We start from the raw sequence: 13,659 nt of genomic DNA, 5'->3' as shown, positions 1-13,659 counted from the left end.
TTCAACACCCGCGCATCGGACATCACATGCTGCAACAGGAAACGACTATCGTGAACAAGCTGGGGCTGCACGCGCGCGCGTCGGCCAAACTGACGCAACTCGCGGGTAACTTCCAGTCCGAAATCTGGATGAGCCGCAACGGGCGGCGCATCAACGCGAAAAGCATCATGGGCGTGATGATGCTTGCAGCGGGCATCGGCAGCACCGTGGTGATCGAAACCGAGGGCGAAGACGAAAAGGACGCGATGGACGCGCTGCTGAAACTGATTGCAGACAAATTCGGCGAAGGCCAGTGAGTCCCTCTGGCCTCATGTTCATCGCGACGCCACGGCATGCCGTGGCGTTTCTTTTTTCGGCGGCTCGCACAGGGCTCGCGTGCTGCGCTGCACACCGCTCCAACCCGCGTTTCGGCGCGCCGGAATTTATAATGGGCGCGATGGTCTGAGAGCATTGCAGCGGGTAGCCGCAGCGTCATACAACTAGAGGAGGTGCGCGTGTCGTTCACGCTGCATGGGATTCCCGTGTCACGCGGTATTGCCATCGGGCGAGCGTATCTGATCGCCCCGGCCGCACTCGACGTCGACCACTATCTGATCGAACCGGCGCAGATCGAGGGTGAAGTTGCGCGCTTCCGTGCGGCGCAGCAGGTCGTCCACGAGGAGCTGGACGCGCTGCGCGAAGATCTGGCCGCCGACGCGCCAAGCGAGATGGGCGCGTTCATCAACGTGCACTCGATGATCCTGAACGACGCGATGCTCGTGCAGGAAACCATCGACCTGATCCGCACGCGCCGCTACAACGTCGAGTGGGCGCTCACCGAACAGCTCGAACGTCTGTCGCGCCATTTCGACGACATCGAAGACGAGTATCTGCGCGAACGCAAGGCGGACATCGAGCAGGTGGTCGAACGCGTGCTGAAGGCGCTCGCGGGCGCGTCGCCGTCCGGCCTCGTCGAGAACGGTCACGGCGCCTGCGATGAAATGATCGTGGTGGCGCACGACATCGCGCCCGCGGACATGATGCAGTTCAAGACGCAGACGTTCCAGGGCTTCGTCACCGACCTCGGCGGCCGCACGTCGCACACGGCGATTGTCGCGCGCAGCCTCGGCATCCCGGCGGCGGTCGGCGTGCCGCACGCGAGCGCGCTGATCCGCCAGGACGATCTGATCATCGTCGACGGCGACCATGGCATCGTGATCGTCGACCCGGCGCCGATCGTGCTCGAAGAGTACACCTACCGGCAAAGCGAAAAGGCGCTCGAGCAGCGCAAGCTGCAGCGCCTGAAGTTTTCTCCGACACAGACGCTGTGCGGCGCGCGCATCGAACTGTACGCGAACATCGAACTGCCGGACGACGCGCAGGCGGCGCTCGATGCCGGCGCGACCGGCATCGGCCTGTTCCGCACCGAGTTCCTGTTCATGAATCACAAGGACGCGCTGCCGGAAGAGGAGGAGCAGTTCGCCGCCTACCGGCGCGCGGTCGAGCTGATGCGCGGCATGCCGGTCACGATCCGCACGATCGACGTGGGCGCGGACAAGCCGCTCGATTCGATGAGCGGCGACGGCTACGAATCGGCACCGAACCCGGCGCTCGGGCTGCGCGCGATTCGCTGGAGCCTGTCGGAGCCGCAGATGTTTCTCACGCAGCTGCGGGCGATCCTGCGCGCGTCGGCCTTCGGCACGGTGAAGATCCTGGTGCCGATGCTCGCGCATGCGCAGGAGATCGACCAGACGCTCGACCTGATCCGCGAGGCGAAGCGGCAGCTCGACGCGGCCGGCATCGCCTACAACCCGAACGTGCAGGTCGGCGCGATGATCGAGATTCCGGCTGCGGCCATCGCGTTGCCGCTGTTCCTGAAGCGGCTCGATTTCCTGTCGATCGGCACCAACGATTTGATTCAGTACACGCTCGCAATCGACCGGGCCGACAACTCGGTCGCGCATCTGTACGATCCGCTGCATCCGGCGGTGCTGCATCTGATCGCGTTCACGCTGCGCGAGGCGAAGCGCGCGGGCGTGCCGGTGTCGGTGTGCGGCGAGATGGCGGGCGACCCGGCGCTCACGCGCCTCCTGCTCGGCATGGGGCTCACCGAGTTTTCGATGCATCCGAGCCAGTTGCTGGTCGTGAAGCAGGAAATCCTGCGCTCGAACCTGAAGACGCTCGACAAGCCGGTGGCGGACGTGCTGGCTTCGTTCGAACCGGAAGAGGTGCAGGCGGCGCTCAAACGGGTGGCCGAAGTCTGAGCGCGCGGCGCTCCGCGCCGGCGCCGTTGCCGCTCAATGCGCGTGGCCGCAGACCGGGCAATCCGGCTGACGCGCCACGCGCATCGTGTTCCACTCCATGCGCAGCGAGTCGAGCATCATCAGCCGGCCCACCAGCGGCGTGCCAATCCCGGCAATCACACGCAGCGCCTCGGCCGCCTGCATGGCGCCGATGATGCCCACGGTCGGCGCGAACACGCCCATCGTCGAGCAGGCCACTTCCTCGAACGGCTGGTCTTCCGGAAACACGCACGCGTAGCAGGGCGAATGGTGGTCGCGCAGGTCGAACGTGCTGATCTGTCCGTCGAAACGCAGCGCCGCGCCCGACACGAGCGGCACGTGATGCGCCACGCACGCGCGGTTGATCGCGTGGCGCGTCGCGAAGTTGTCCGTGCAATCGAGTACGACCGTCGCGCGCGGCACGGCGGCGTCGAGCCAGGCGTCGTCGACCCGCTGCGCGACGGCCTCCACGATCACGTCCGGGTTCAGCTGCGCGAGGGTGTCGCGCCCGGAATCGACCTTGCGGCGGCCGACCGAGGCGGTCACGTGCAGGATCTGGCGCTGCAGATTGGTCAGGTCCACGGTGTCGGCGTCGACCAGCGTGAGCTTGCCGACGCCGGCTGCCGCGAGATACATGGCTGCCGGCGAACCGAGTCCGCCCGCGCCGATCACGAGGGCGTGCGCGCCCAGAAAGCGCTCCTGGGCCTCGATGCCGAGCTCGTCGACCAGGATGTGGCGGGAATAGCGGAGCAGTTGTTCGTCGTTCATCGGGGAGCGCACCGGCAGGTTGCACGGCGGCGCGGGGCCTGTCGATCGGGAGACGGCGGCCCGCTGCGCGCGTGGTGAGACTGCTATTTTAAGCGCGCGGGAGACAGGCGGGTCTTCGCCGTGTGCGGCGAAGACCCGTGGGGGACTTTACTTGCCCTGCGAGGCCGGTGCCGGCGCGGATGCCGGCTCGGTGGCCGAGGCCGCCGCCGGCAGAGCCGGCTTCACGGCGATCGGCGCCGAGGCCGACGGCTCTGGCCTGGTTTGCGCAAAGGCCTGCTCCATCAGCGACTTCGAGCGGATCACCGGCTTGCCTTCGAACTCGTTCATGGCCTGCTGCAGCATGAAGTCGTCTGCGGAGCCGAACTCGACCGGCTTGCGGTCGCGTTCCTTCTCGCGCTCTTCCGGCGTCTTCTTGTCGTTCTGCTCTTCGAGCACGCGCAGTTCTTCCATGCGCTCCTTCTCGCGCTGCTCTTCTTCCTTCTTCTCGTTCGGATCCTGCAGGTTGGCGAGGTGGTTCGAGTAGTCGACCTCGCGCGTGACGAGCGCGTCGTCCGGATCGCCGTCGGCGTACTGGTCCACCGCGATATCCGGGCGGATCCCCTTGTTCTGGATCGAGCGGCCGCTCGGCGTGTAGTAGTACGCCGTGGTCAGACGCAGCGCGGTGTCCGCGGTCATCGGCCGCACCGTTTGCACCGAACCCTTGCCGAACGTGGTCTTGCCCATGATCATCGCGCGGTGATGGTCCTGCAGCGCACCCGCGACGATTTCCGATGCCGATGCCGAGTAGGCGTTCGTCAGCACGATCATCGGCACGGTCTTGAAGATGGCGGGCTCGTCCTTCAGCGGGTCGCTGTCGAAGGACGGCAGACGGTAGTTGTCGTAGGTGTCGCGATAGACCTGCTTCGACTCGGGAATCTGGCCGTTGGTCGACACCACGACCGAGTCCGGCGGCAGGAACGCGCCCGCCACGCCGACCGCGCTTTGCAGCAGACCGCCGCCGTTGTTGCGCAGATCGAGAATCAGGCCCTTCAGGTGCGGCTGCTCGCGCGCGATCTTCTTCAGCTCGGCGGCGAGGTCGGGGGTGGTGCGTTCCTGGAAGCTCGTGATGCGGATGTACGCGTAGCCCGGCTGCAGGATCTTCATCTTCACGCTATGCACCTTGATGATCGCGCGCGTGACGGTGACCGGGAACGTGCGGTCGTCGGTCTTGCGGAAGATCGTCAGCGTGACCTTGGTGCCGGGCTCGCCGCGCATCTGCTTGACGGCCTGGTCGAGCGTCATGCCGCGCACCGGCTTGTCGTTGATGCGCGTGATCAGGTCGCCCGGCCGGATGCCGGCGCGGAACGCGGGCGTGTCCTCGATCGGCGAGATCACCTTGATCAGGCCGTCCTCCGACGAGATTTCGATGCCGAGGCCCGCGAAGCTGCCCTTCGTCTGCTCCTGCAGTTCCTGATAGTCGGTCTTGTCGAGATACGACGAGTGCGGGTCGAGGCTCGACACCATGCCCTTGATGGCGGCGACGATCAGCTTCTTGTCGTCGACCGGTTCGACGTATTCATGCTTGATCTGCCCGAAGACTTCGGCGAACAGCCGCAACTGGTCGAGCGGCAGCGGCGCGGCAGCGGCGCTGCTGGCGGGTTGCTGGGCCGAGGCGGACAGTTGCAGGGTAGCAAATACGCCGGTAGCAAGGCCCGCGGCAATCAGGCCGATATTTTTCAGGTTCTTTCGCATAGAGTCTGTTGCGGTCGGGAGAGCGTGGCAGCGTCAATGAGATCGGGGACGGACAAGTATAACTGCACACCTGCCGGGGCAGTGCACAGCGCTGATAATCGGTGTTCGACAGTGCAGCGCGGCGCAGGTTCGTGACGCGGCGCGGTTCTCGCGTGTTGCCGCGTGCGCGCGGCCCGGCGCGCGCACGAGGGCGCGCCGGCGCACGCGCCGGGCCGCGATTCGCGCTGTTTTGCGCACGGCTGAATTGACGCGGATGGGCCCGGTGGCGCAGGGGCGGGCCGCCGGCATCGGCCTTGGGGCGCTCGCGCCCGCGCGACTTTCTCGGGGGCTCGCGTGGGGCTCGCGCAAATTTCGAAACGCTTTGTAAGCTTTTTGCCGCGTATTTGAAGGGCGCCCGCAGGCCGGTTCGACGGCGCACCCGGCCGGCTGCTCGCGGCGGGCGCCGCGTCGTCGCGAGCGGCGGCGGTGCCGGAGTGGCGGGTGTCGCTCAGCCCGCCTTGCCCTGCTTCGCAACCGCGGCCTGGGCGGCGGCGATCGCGTCGGCGTCGCCGAGATAGTAGTGCTTGAGCGGCTTCAGATCGGCATCCAGTTCGTAGACGAGCGGCACGCCATTCGGAATGTTCAGGCCGACGATGTCGTCGTCCGAGATGTTGTCCAGATACTTGACCAGCGCGCGGATCGAGTTGCCGTGCGCGGCGATCAGCACCTTGCGGCCGGAACGGATCGCGGGGGCGATCGATTCGTTCCACATCGGCAGCACGCGCGCGACGGTGTCCTTCAGGCATTCGGTGAGCGGCAACTGTTCACGCGGCACTTTCGCGTAGCGCGGGTCGCTGTAGGACGTGCGCGCGTCGGTCGGTTCGAGCGCGGGCGGCGGCGTGTCGTAGCTGCGGCGCCAGACGAGGACCTGCGCGTCGCCGAATTTCGCGGCGGTTTCCGCCTTGTTCAGTCCCGACAGCGCGCCGTAGTGGCGCTCGTTCAGACGCCACGAGTGAACGACCGGGATGTACATCAGGTCCATCTGGTCCTGCACGTGCCACAGCGTGCGGATGGCCCGCTTGAGCACCGACGTGTACGCGATGTCGAACGTATAGCCGGATTCCTTCAGCAGCGCGCCGGCCTGCTGCGCTTCGCGCGCGCCCTGCTCGGTCAGGTCGACGTCGACCCAGCCGGTGAAGCGGTTTTCCTTGTTCCACGTGGATTCGCCGTGGCGGATGAGAACGAGTGTGTACATAAGATGGCCGGTCGGTAGTGAGGAAGCGGTAAAACGCAGCCGGCGGGCGGGGCCCTCGGGGCGTCGCCATCGCGGCAGCCGGTTATTTTATAATGGGCGGATTGCCTCTTTCCGATTTCTCTCTTTTTCGGCGGATTTTCCGTGAAGTTCTTCACCGATTACACCAATCTTGTCCTCATCGCGATCTTCCTCATCTCGGGTGGCCTGCTCCTGTGGCCAGCCCTCAACCGGCGCGGGCGCGGCGGCCTGTCGGCTGCGGAGGCGACCCAGCTGATCAACCGCCGCAACGCGGTCGTGATCGACCTGCGCGGCGCGGCCGACTATGCGGGCGGCCATCTGCCGTCCGCGCGCCATCTGGAATTCGCGGAGCTGCAGGCGAAGCTCGGCCAGACCGCGAAGAACAAGAACACGCCCGTGCTGCTCGTCTGCCAGAACGGCCAGCAGTCCGGCAAGGCGCTGCGCACCGTGAAGGAAGCCGGCTACGCCGAGGCGCATGTGCTGCAGGGTGGACTGAACGCATGGCAGCAGGCCGGCATGCCGGTCGTGAAACAAGGAGTTGCGAAGTGAACAAGGTCGTCATGTACAGCACGCAGGTGTGTCCGTATTGCCAGATGGCCGAGCGTCTTTTAAAGTCGCGCGGCGTCGAACAGATCGAGAAGGTGCTGATCGACCGCGACCCGGCGCGCCGCGAGGAGATGATGAGCCGCACGGGCCGCCGCACGGTGCCGCAGGTGTTCATCGGCGACACGCACGTCGGCGGCTACGACGACCTGTCCGCGCTCGACCGCGCGGGCGGTCTCGTGCCGCTGCTGCAGGCGGCCTGACGCGCGCGGCGGGTTCGCGCGGCCGCATCACGAGCCATCCGGTGCGCCGGCGCCCGTGCCGGCCGGCGCATCGTTCCGGTTCGGCCGGTCATCCATGGGTGGCCGGCCGCCATCACCACATCAGGGAAACCATTCATCATGTCCGACGAGAACAAGCAGCCGTTTTTCAACATCCAGCGCATCTACCTGAAGGACATGTCGCTCGAGCAGCCGAATTCGCCGGCCATCTTCCTCGAACAGGAAATGCCGTCGGTCGAGGTCGAGGTCGACGTGAAGGCGGAGCGCCTTGCCGAAAGCGTCTTCGAGATCCTCGTCACCGGCACGGTCACCGCGAAGGTTGCCGAGAAAGTGGCATTCCTCGTCGAAGCGAAGCAGGCCGGCATCTTCGATATCCGCAACATCCCGGTCGAGCAGATCGATCCGCTCGTCGGCATCGCGTGCCCGACGATCCTGTTCCCGTACCTGCGCTCGAACATCGCCGACGCGATCACGCGCGCCGGCTTCCCGCCGATCCACCTGGCGGAAATCAATTTCCAAGCGCTCTACGAGCAGCGCGTCGCCCAGATGGCGTCCGCGCAGGAAGGCAACGGCGCGGCGCAGAACGGCACCACGCATTGACGCAGCGCGCACAGTGCCGGGTATGAAAGTCGCCGTTCTCGGCGCTGGAGCGTGGGGTACGGCGCTCGCGAGCCATCTGGCCGTGCGTCACGATACGCTGCTGTGGGCGCGCGATCCCGCGCAGGCCGCCGAACTGGCGAGCCGCCGCGAGAATCGCCGCTATCTGGCGGGCGTGAGCCTGCCCGCGGCGCTGCGCATCGAGGCCGATTACCGCGGCGCGCTCGAACACGCCCGTGCCGACGACGCGCTGTGCGTGCTCGCGACCCCGGTGGCGGGCTTGCGCGGCCAGTTGCGCTCGATGCGCGATCTCGGCACGGTGCCGGCTCACCTGATCTGGCTGTGCAAGGGCTTCGAGGCGGACACGCAATGCCTGCCGCATCAGGTGGTGGCCGCCGAACTGGCCGGCCACGCCAGTAATGGCGTGCTGTCCGGTCCGAGCTTCGCGCGCGAAGTCGGCGAAGGGCTGCCGGTCGCGCTGACGATTGCGAGCGCGTCGGCGGCCTGCCGCGAGCGCACGGTCGCGGCCTTTCACCACGGCGCGATGCGCATCTACACCGGCGACGACGTGATCGGCGTCGAGGTCGGCGGCGCGGTGAAGAACGTGCTCGCCATTGCCACCGGCATCGCCGACGGTCTCGGTCTCGGCCTCAACGCGCGCGCGGCGCTGATCACGCGCGGGCTGGCGGAGATGTCGCGGCTCGGCGTGACGCTCGGCGGCCGCGCGGAAACGTTCACCGGCCTCACGGGCCTGGGCGATCTGATCCTGACCGCCACGGGCGACCTGTCGCGCAACCGCACGGTCGGGATGCAACTTGCGTCGGGGCGCACGCTCGGCGAGATTCTCGGCGCGCTCGGCCATGTCGCGGAAGGCGTGCGGTGCGCGCAGGCGGTGCTTGCGATCGCACGTGCGCATGCGATCGACATGCCGATCACGCAGGCGGTCTGTGCGGTGCTGTTCGACGGCGTCGCGCCGCGCGACGCCGTCAGCGCGCTGCTGCGCCGGGACGCGAAAGCCGAATAACGTTGGCCTCGTGCGCGGTCCGCTCGGCCGGACCGCGTTTTGCCGCCCGGCTCACCGGGCTGAACCGCACGCGCGCCGCCGCGGTCCATGCTTGAGTGTGAACCGCGAACGGCGAGGTCTTCCATGCTCACATCCGGTCGTTGCCTGCTCGACGCGCGCGTCGTCGACATTACGACGCTCGCGGTCGATGCGATCGTCAACGCGGCGAACACGTCGCTGCTGGGCGGCGGCGGGGTCGACGGCGCAATTCATCGCGCCGCGGGCCCCGGGCTGCTGCGCGAGTGCGAACCGCTCGGCGGGTGCGCCACCGGCGACGCGAAGCTCACCGGCGGCCATCGCCTGCCGGCGCGCCACGTGATCCACGCGGTCGGGCCCGTCTGGCGAGGCGGCGGCAGCGGCGAGCCGCTGTTGCTCGCGTCGTGCTACCGGCGCGCGCTCGAACTGGCGCACGCCGCCCGCTGCCGCAGCATTGCATTTCCGGCGATCAGCTGCGGCGTCTACCGTTTTCCGCCTGACGAAGCGGTCGGCATCGCCGTCACCGCAGTGCTCGACACGCTGCCGCGCGTGCCGGCGCTGGAGCATGTGCTGTTTGCGTGCTTCGACGACGCGATGTTCGCCCGCTATGCGGCCGAGCTGGCCGCGCGCCGTCAGGCGCCGCCTTCGAAGCCGGCCTGACGCCACGCTTCGAACACCACCACCGCGACGGTATTCGACAGATTGAGGCTGCGGTTGCCGGGGCGCATCGGCAGCCGCACACGCTGTTCGTTGGGAAAGCGTTCGAGCAGCGCCGCGTCGAGGCCGCGCGTTTCGGCACCGAACACGAACCAGTCGCCGGGCCGGAACGCATGCGTGTGAAACGGGCTTGAGCCGCGCGTCGTGAACGCGAACATCCGGGTCGGATCGGGCGTTTCGCGCGCGATGAACGCGCCCCAGTCGGGATGTACCTGCATCTGCGCGTATTCGTGATAGTCGAGGCCAGCGCGGCGCATCTTTGCGTCGTCGAGCGGGAAGCCGAGCGGCTCGATCAGGTGCAGGCGCGCGCCGGTGTTCGCGCACAGGCGAATCACGTTGCCGGTGTTCGGCGGAATTTCGGGTTCGACGAGAACGACGTTGAACATGATCTGAACAGGTAAAAAGCTAGTTGTCCGGCGTGCGCAGCACGACGAAGTTCGTCACGCGCCGCGCGCCGGCCGCCTTTAGCGTGTGCGCGACGGCTTCGAGGGTCGCACCGGTTGTCATCACGTCGTCGACGATGCCGACGTGCAGGCCGCGCACCGGCGCCGTCACGGCGAACGCGTGCTCGACGTTGGCGCGCCGCGCGGCGAGCGCCAGCCGCGATTGCGCGGCGGTATGCGCGACGCGCCGCAGTAGTGTCGCGTCGGTGCGCACCCGCAAGGTCTTCCCGAGCGGCTTCGCGATTTGCCAGGCCTGGTTGTAGCCGCGTTCGACAAGGCGTCGCGCGGACAACGGCACGGGCGCGATCACGTCGGGCGGCTCCGATGCGTCGAGCATATCGCCGGACAGCCGGGCAAGGCGCCGCGCGAACTCGCGGGCGAGCGCGAGTCTCGCGCGAAACTTCAGGTCGACGGCGAGGGTATCGAGGGGGGCGCGGTAGTCCGCGAGCGCGAGCGTGGCGTCGAACGACGGCGGCGCGCTGCCGCAGTCGCTGCACCGGTAATGCGGCCGTGCGCGCGGTCGCGCGGAGGCAAGCGGCACCGCGCAGACCGTGCAGCGCAGCCGGGCCTCGTTCGAATACGCGTCGTCGCAGCCGCGGCACAGCACGGATTGCGACAAATCGCCGCAGATGGCGCACAGGTTCGGCAGAAGCGCCTGCACGAGCGACGGCCAGTGCACCGCACGCAGGATCGGGCAGGATGCGATCCGGCGCGCGGATCGGAACGAGGAAGCCTGGAAACGCATGAGCGGGCCGCATGCCGGAGCCGGCGTGCGAAGGGTCGTCGGGGAGCGAGGAGTATACTTCGCGCGTACCGTCCCTGTGGCCCTCATGTCCTCATCTCCCGCTCCTGCTGGCCGTCCGGCCTATGATTCGCGGCGCCTTCAGCGCATCTTCGATCGCCGCGCGGCGACGTTCGACGACGTCGCGTTTCTGCCTCGCGAGATCGCGCAACGCATGCGCGAGCGCCTCGACTACATCAGGATCGACCCGGCCGGCGTACTCGATGTGGGCTGCGGCGCGGGCGACGACCTGCCCGGCCTGCGCGCGCGTTTTCCCGAAGCCCCCGTCTACGCGACAGACCTGTCGGGCGCGATGCTGCAGCGGGCACAGCGTCACGACGCCGGCGACACCCGCTGGCGGCGTTTCCTGCCGGCCTCGCTCGGCAAGGCCCTGGGCGCGCGCGGGCCGCGCCTCGCCCAGGCCGACTTCGCCGCGCTGCCGTTCGCGGCCGGCGCGTTCGAACTGCTCTGGTCCAACCTTGCGCTGCATTGGCATCCGCAGCCAGACCGGGTTTTTCCCGAGTGGCAGCGCGTGCTCAAGCTAGGGGGACTACTGATGTTCAGCACGCTCGGCCCCGATACCCTGAAGGAGTTGCGCGGCGCGTATGCGGAAGTCGAGGCGGCGCACGGCGTGCATGCGCGCCGGCACGTGATCGACTTCGTCGACATGCACGATCTCGGCGACATGCTGGTCGAAAGCGGCTTCGAGATTCCGGTGATGGATCAGGAGACGCTCACGATCACCTACCGGTCGCCGCAATCGCTGCTTGCCGACGTTCGCCGCTGGGGGGCGTACCCGTTCGCGCGCGAACCGGCCGAAGGGGCCAGCGCGCGGCGTCTGCATCGCGCGCTGCTGGCGGCGCTGGAGGCGCGCCGGCGCGACGACGGCACGCTCGCGCTCACCTTCGAGGTGATCTACGGGCACGCGTGGAAGGCGGTGCCGCGCACGACGGCCGAAGGTCATGGGATCGTGCGGCCGGAGGACATCGGACACGGTCCGGCCAGGAGGCGATGAGGGGATGGCGTGCGGATTCACGATGGCAGAAACCCGCGCCGCGTGAAGTCTGTCAGAGGGTGTGTCAAAATGGCGCAAAGCCTTGTCGCATATGGCTTTGCGGCCGACAGGGCGTTGCTTGTGGCAGCTATCGAACGCGCCTATAATGCGTGAGTTTGCCGCCCCGACCTGCGTCCCTGGCCGGGCAGCACGCTGGACCGAAGAGAAAAGCAACAGGGCAGCGGTAGGAGGCAATCCCCAGGAGGCAGCGATGGCATCACCAGATCTGCTGATGGATTCTGAGCCGGTCCTGAAAGACTGGACCATGAAGCGCAACTGTTCGGTTTCGCCACGGCAGTTCGTGTACTTCTACGTGTCGCTGGCGGTGGTCTCGCTGGCTATCGCTTTCATCCTGATGGTGGTCGGCGCCTGGCTCGTGCTGCCGTTCACCGGCATCGAGCTGCTCGTGGTGGGCGTCGCGTTCGCGCTCTATGCGCGGCATGCCATCGATTACGAACGCATCCGGCTGTTTCCGAACCGTCTCGTGATCGAGCGGCTGAACGCGGAAAATCTTACGCAGTTCGAATTCAATCCGCACTGGGTGCGCATCGAACCCGGCGCAACGCCTCGCGACCCGATCAGGCTGGTCTCGCGCGGCCAGACGATCATGATTGGGCAGCACCTCGCGCAATACCGGCGCGCGCAGTTTGCCGGCGAGTTGCGCATGTGGCTCAGGCGCTGTTAGCTGTCCTGAAGCTGCGCCGGGCGGGGCGGCGCGAGGGGTGGGTCTTCCAGCGGGGTCGAGGGTTTGAATGGAAAATTCGGGTAAGGATGCTATGAAAACAATCAAGCGAGCCCTTATGGGCAGCCTGGCGCTCGGCGGACTGCTGCTGGCCGGTTCGGCACGGGCGGTCGGCGACAGCCCGGGCGGCCCCGCCGTCAACGAAATCAACCTCCAGCCGCCCGCTTCGTCGATCGCCGTGCAGCTTTACCATCTGCACACGTTCATGCTGATCCTGTGCACGGTGATCTTCGTCGGCGTGTTCGGCGTGATGTTCTATTCGGTGTTCGCGCACCGCAAGTCGAAGGGCCATCAGGCGGCCCATTTCCACGAGAGCACGACGGTCGAAATCATCTGGACCGTGGTGCCGTTCATCATCGTCGTGCTGATGGCGTTGCCAGCGACCAAGGCCGTCATCGAGATGAAGGACACGAGCAATGCCGACCTCACGATCAAGGTGACGGGCTACCAGTGGAAATGGGGCTACGACTACGTGAAGGGGCCCGGCGAGGGGATCAGCTTCCTCTCGACGCTTTCCACGCCGCGCGCCGAAGTCGACGGCACCGAGCCGATCACCGACACGTATCTGCAGGAAGTCGACAACCCGCTCGTCGTGCCGGTCAACAAGAAAGTCCGCATCATCACGACGTCCAACGACGTCGTGCATTCGTGGTACGTGCCCGCCTTCGGCGTGAAGCAGGATGCGATTCCGGGCTTCCTGCGCGATACCTGGTTCGAAGCCGACAAGACCGGCACGTTCCGCGGCTTCTGCACCGAGCTGTGCGGCAAGGAGCACGCGTTCATGCCGGTGGTCGTCGAGGTGCTGTCCGACGCCGACTACGCGAAGTGGGTCGATCAGGAGCGCAAGAAGCTGTCCGCGGCGACCGACGATCCGAACCGCACCTACACGATGGCCGAACTGATGGCGCGCGGCCAGAAGGTCTTCCTGTCGAACTGCGCGGTGTGTCACCAGGCAACCGGCAAGGGCGGCGGACCATTCCCGGCGCTCGACGGCAGCAAGGTCGTCAACGGGCCGCTCGCGCAGCACGTGAGCATCGTGCTGAAGGGCAAGGGCGCGATGCCGTCGTGGGCGCCCACGCTGTCGGATGTGGAGATCGCGTCGGTCATCACGTACGAGCGCAATTCGTGGAGCAACCACACCGGCGACATCCTGCAGCCGCGTCAGGTCGCGGCTGCGCGCAACGGCCAGCTGCCCGCGGGCGGCAATCATCTGGCTAACCTCGGGGCGGCCAGCGGCGCCGCCGCGGCGTCGGCTGCCGAGCCGGCTTCGGGCGCGCCGGCGAGCGGCGCGGCCGCGCAGCCGCAGGCTTCGCTGCCGGCCAGCGCGCTTTACGCGGCCGGCGCGCGCGCGTCGAAACGGGACGCGGCGACCGGCGCGCAGGTTGCGGACAGAACACGGCGCGCGCCGATCAGTACGCGCGCCTGACGGATCAAGGGTGGGTACCGCAGT

15 protein-coding genes are annotated in these 13,659 nt (G+C 67.3%); 10 read left to right on the top strand and 5 right to left on the bottom strand.

The window, feature by feature from the left end; genetic code table 11:
- Positions 1-26: 26 nt before the first annotated feature.
- The gene (locus AC3AP7_RS14750; protein ID WP_475761705.1) at positions 27-296 is read left to right on the top strand and encodes an HPr family phosphocarrier protein; all 270 of its coding nucleotides are present in this window, start codon (positions 27-29) and stop codon (positions 294-296) included.
- 198 nt (positions 297-494) lie between these two features.
- Entirely contained in the window at positions 495-2,243 is a 1,749-nt protein-coding gene (gene ptsP, locus AC3AP7_RS14745; RefSeq protein WP_475761707.1) for a phosphoenolpyruvate--protein phosphotransferase, read from the top strand.
- A gap of 33 nt (positions 2,244-2,276) precedes the next feature.
- On the opposite strand, the gene AC3AP7_RS14740 is transcribed toward ptsP, so the two are convergent.
- From AC3AP7_RS14740 to gpmA, 3 genes are all read right to left on the bottom strand, one after another.
- Positions 2,277-3,029, bottom strand: coding sequence for a HesA/MoeB/ThiF family protein (locus AC3AP7_RS14740; protein WP_475761709.1), 753 nt, complete (start codon positions 3,027-3,029; stop codon positions 2,277-2,279).
- 147 nt (positions 3,030-3,176) lie between these two features.
- Positions 3,177-4,760, bottom strand: a complete 1,584-nt coding sequence (locus AC3AP7_RS14735; RefSeq protein ID WP_475761712.1) for a S41 family peptidase — start codon at positions 4,758-4,760, stop codon at positions 3,177-3,179.
- 487 nt (positions 4,761-5,247) lie between these two features.
- Positions 5,248-5,994: a 2,3-diphosphoglycerate-dependent phosphoglycerate mutase gene (gpmA, locus tag AC3AP7_RS14730; protein ID WP_475761714.1), complete on the bottom strand. Its 747-nt coding sequence runs from the start codon at positions 5,992-5,994 to the stop codon at positions 5,248-5,250.
- Positions 5,995-6,135: 141 nt separating this feature from the next.
- Here gpmA and AC3AP7_RS14725 point away from each other — a divergent pair, with 141 nt between their 5' ends.
- The 5 genes from AC3AP7_RS14725 (at position 6,136) to AC3AP7_RS14705 (ending at position 9,132) form a co-directional block, all read left to right on the top strand.
- Positions 6,136-6,561: a rhodanese-like domain-containing protein gene (locus tag AC3AP7_RS14725; protein WP_475761716.1), complete on the top strand. Its 426-nt coding sequence runs from the start codon at positions 6,136-6,138 to the stop codon at positions 6,559-6,561.
- Positions 6,558-6,818, top strand: coding sequence for a glutaredoxin 3 (gene grxC / locus AC3AP7_RS14720; protein WP_475761718.1), 261 nt, complete (start codon positions 6,558-6,560; stop codon positions 6,816-6,818). The genes AC3AP7_RS14725 and grxC overlap by 4 nt, the downstream gene beginning before the upstream one ends.
- A 138-nt stretch (positions 6,819-6,956) precedes the next feature.
- Positions 6,957-7,436 carry a protein-export chaperone SecB gene (secB, locus tag AC3AP7_RS14715; RefSeq protein ID WP_475761720.1) on the top strand — a complete coding sequence of 160 codons (480 nt, stop codon included), beginning with the start codon at positions 6,957-6,959 and terminating at the stop codon, positions 7,434-7,436.
- 22 nt (positions 7,437-7,458) lie between these two features.
- A complete protein-coding gene (locus AC3AP7_RS14710) occupies positions 7,459-8,457 on the top strand; it encodes an NAD(P)H-dependent glycerol-3-phosphate dehydrogenase (protein ID WP_475761722.1) in 999 nt (332 codons plus the stop codon).
- Positions 8,458-8,580: 123 nt separating this feature from the next.
- Positions 8,581-9,132, top strand: a complete 552-nt coding sequence (locus tag AC3AP7_RS14705) for an O-acetyl-ADP-ribose deacetylase (RefSeq protein ID WP_475761724.1) — start codon at positions 8,581-8,583, stop codon at positions 9,130-9,132.
- Here the strand turns inward: AC3AP7_RS14705 and trmL are convergent.
- Complete coding sequence (gene trmL / locus AC3AP7_RS14700; protein ID WP_475761726.1) at positions 9,105-9,575, bottom strand: tRNA (uridine(34)/cytosine(34)/5-carboxymethylaminomethyluridine(34)-2'-O)-methyltransferase TrmL; 471 nt, start codon at positions 9,573-9,575, stop codon at positions 9,105-9,107. The two genes, AC3AP7_RS14705 and trmL, sit on opposite strands and share 28 nt — an antisense overlap.
- 19 nt (positions 9,576-9,594) lie before the next feature.
- A complete protein-coding gene (locus AC3AP7_RS14695; RefSeq protein ID WP_475761728.1) occupies positions 9,595-10,377 on the bottom strand; it encodes a phosphoribosyltransferase family protein in 783 nt (260 codons plus the stop codon).
- A gap of 85 nt (positions 10,378-10,462) precedes the next feature.
- Here AC3AP7_RS14695 and AC3AP7_RS14690 point away from each other — a divergent pair, with 85 nt between their 5' ends.
- The 3 genes from AC3AP7_RS14690 (at position 10,463) to coxB (ending at position 13,635) form a co-directional block, all read left to right on the top strand.
- The gene (locus AC3AP7_RS14690) at positions 10,463-11,428 is read left to right on the top strand and encodes a methyltransferase domain-containing protein (protein WP_475761730.1); all 966 of its coding nucleotides are present in this window, start codon (positions 10,463-10,465) and stop codon (positions 11,426-11,428) included.
- Between the two features lie 250 nt (positions 11,429-11,678).
- The gene (locus AC3AP7_RS14685) at positions 11,679-12,152 is read left to right on the top strand and encodes a DUF2244 domain-containing protein (protein ID WP_475761732.1); all 474 of its coding nucleotides are present in this window, start codon (positions 11,679-11,681) and stop codon (positions 12,150-12,152) included.
- Between the two features lie 67 nt (positions 12,153-12,219).
- A complete protein-coding gene (gene coxB, locus AC3AP7_RS14680; RefSeq protein ID WP_475761734.1) occupies positions 12,220-13,635 on the top strand; it encodes a cytochrome c oxidase subunit II in 1,416 nt (471 codons plus the stop codon).
- The last annotated feature ends 24 nt before the right edge of the window (positions 13,636-13,659 follow it).

It is taken from the genome of Paraburkholderia sp. PAMB 6770 (genome assembly GCF_057748135.1).
The sequence above is the reverse complement of the archived record's forward strand: the minus strand, read 5'-3'. Positions and strand labels throughout refer to the sequence as shown.

Bases quoted from the DNA above. Each gene is read 5' to 3' on its own strand.
- AC3AP7_RS14750 (WP_475761705.1), top strand. From the start codon at position 27: ATGCTGCAACAGGAAACGACTATCGTGAACAAGCTGGGGCTGCACGCG.
- AC3AP7_RS14740 (WP_475761709.1), bottom strand. From the start codon at position 3,029: ATGAACGACGAACAACTGCTCCGCTATTCCCGCCACATCCTGGTCGAC.
- AC3AP7_RS14735 (WP_475761712.1), bottom strand. From the start codon at position 4,760: ATGCGAAAGAACCTGAAAAATATCGGCCTGATTGCCGCGGGCCTTGCT.
- gpmA (WP_475761714.1), bottom strand. From the start codon at position 5,994: ATGTACACACTCGTTCTCATCCGCCACGGCGAATCCACGTGGAACAAG.
- secB (WP_475761720.1), top strand. From the start codon at position 6,957: ATGTCCGACGAGAACAAGCAGCCGTTTTTCAACATCCAGCGCATCTAC.
- AC3AP7_RS14710 (WP_475761722.1), top strand. From the start codon at position 7,459: ATGAAAGTCGCCGTTCTCGGCGCTGGAGCGTGGGGTACGGCGCTCGCG.
- AC3AP7_RS14705 (WP_475761724.1), top strand. From the start codon at position 8,581: ATGCTCACATCCGGTCGTTGCCTGCTCGACGCGCGCGTCGTCGACATT.
- trmL (WP_475761726.1), bottom strand. From the start codon at position 9,575: ATGTTCAACGTCGTTCTCGTCGAACCCGAAATTCCGCCGAACACCGGC.
- AC3AP7_RS14695 (WP_475761728.1), bottom strand. From the start codon at position 10,377: ATGCGTTTCCAGGCTTCCTCGTTCCGATCCGCGCGCCGGATCGCATCC.
- AC3AP7_RS14690 (WP_475761730.1), top strand. From the start codon at position 10,463: ATGTCCTCATCTCCCGCTCCTGCTGGCCGTCCGGCCTATGATTCGCGG.
- AC3AP7_RS14685 (WP_475761732.1), top strand. From the start codon at position 11,679: ATGGCATCACCAGATCTGCTGATGGATTCTGAGCCGGTCCTGAAAGAC.
- coxB (WP_475761734.1), top strand. From the start codon at position 12,220: ATGGAAAATTCGGGTAAGGATGCTATGAAAACAATCAAGCGAGCCCTT.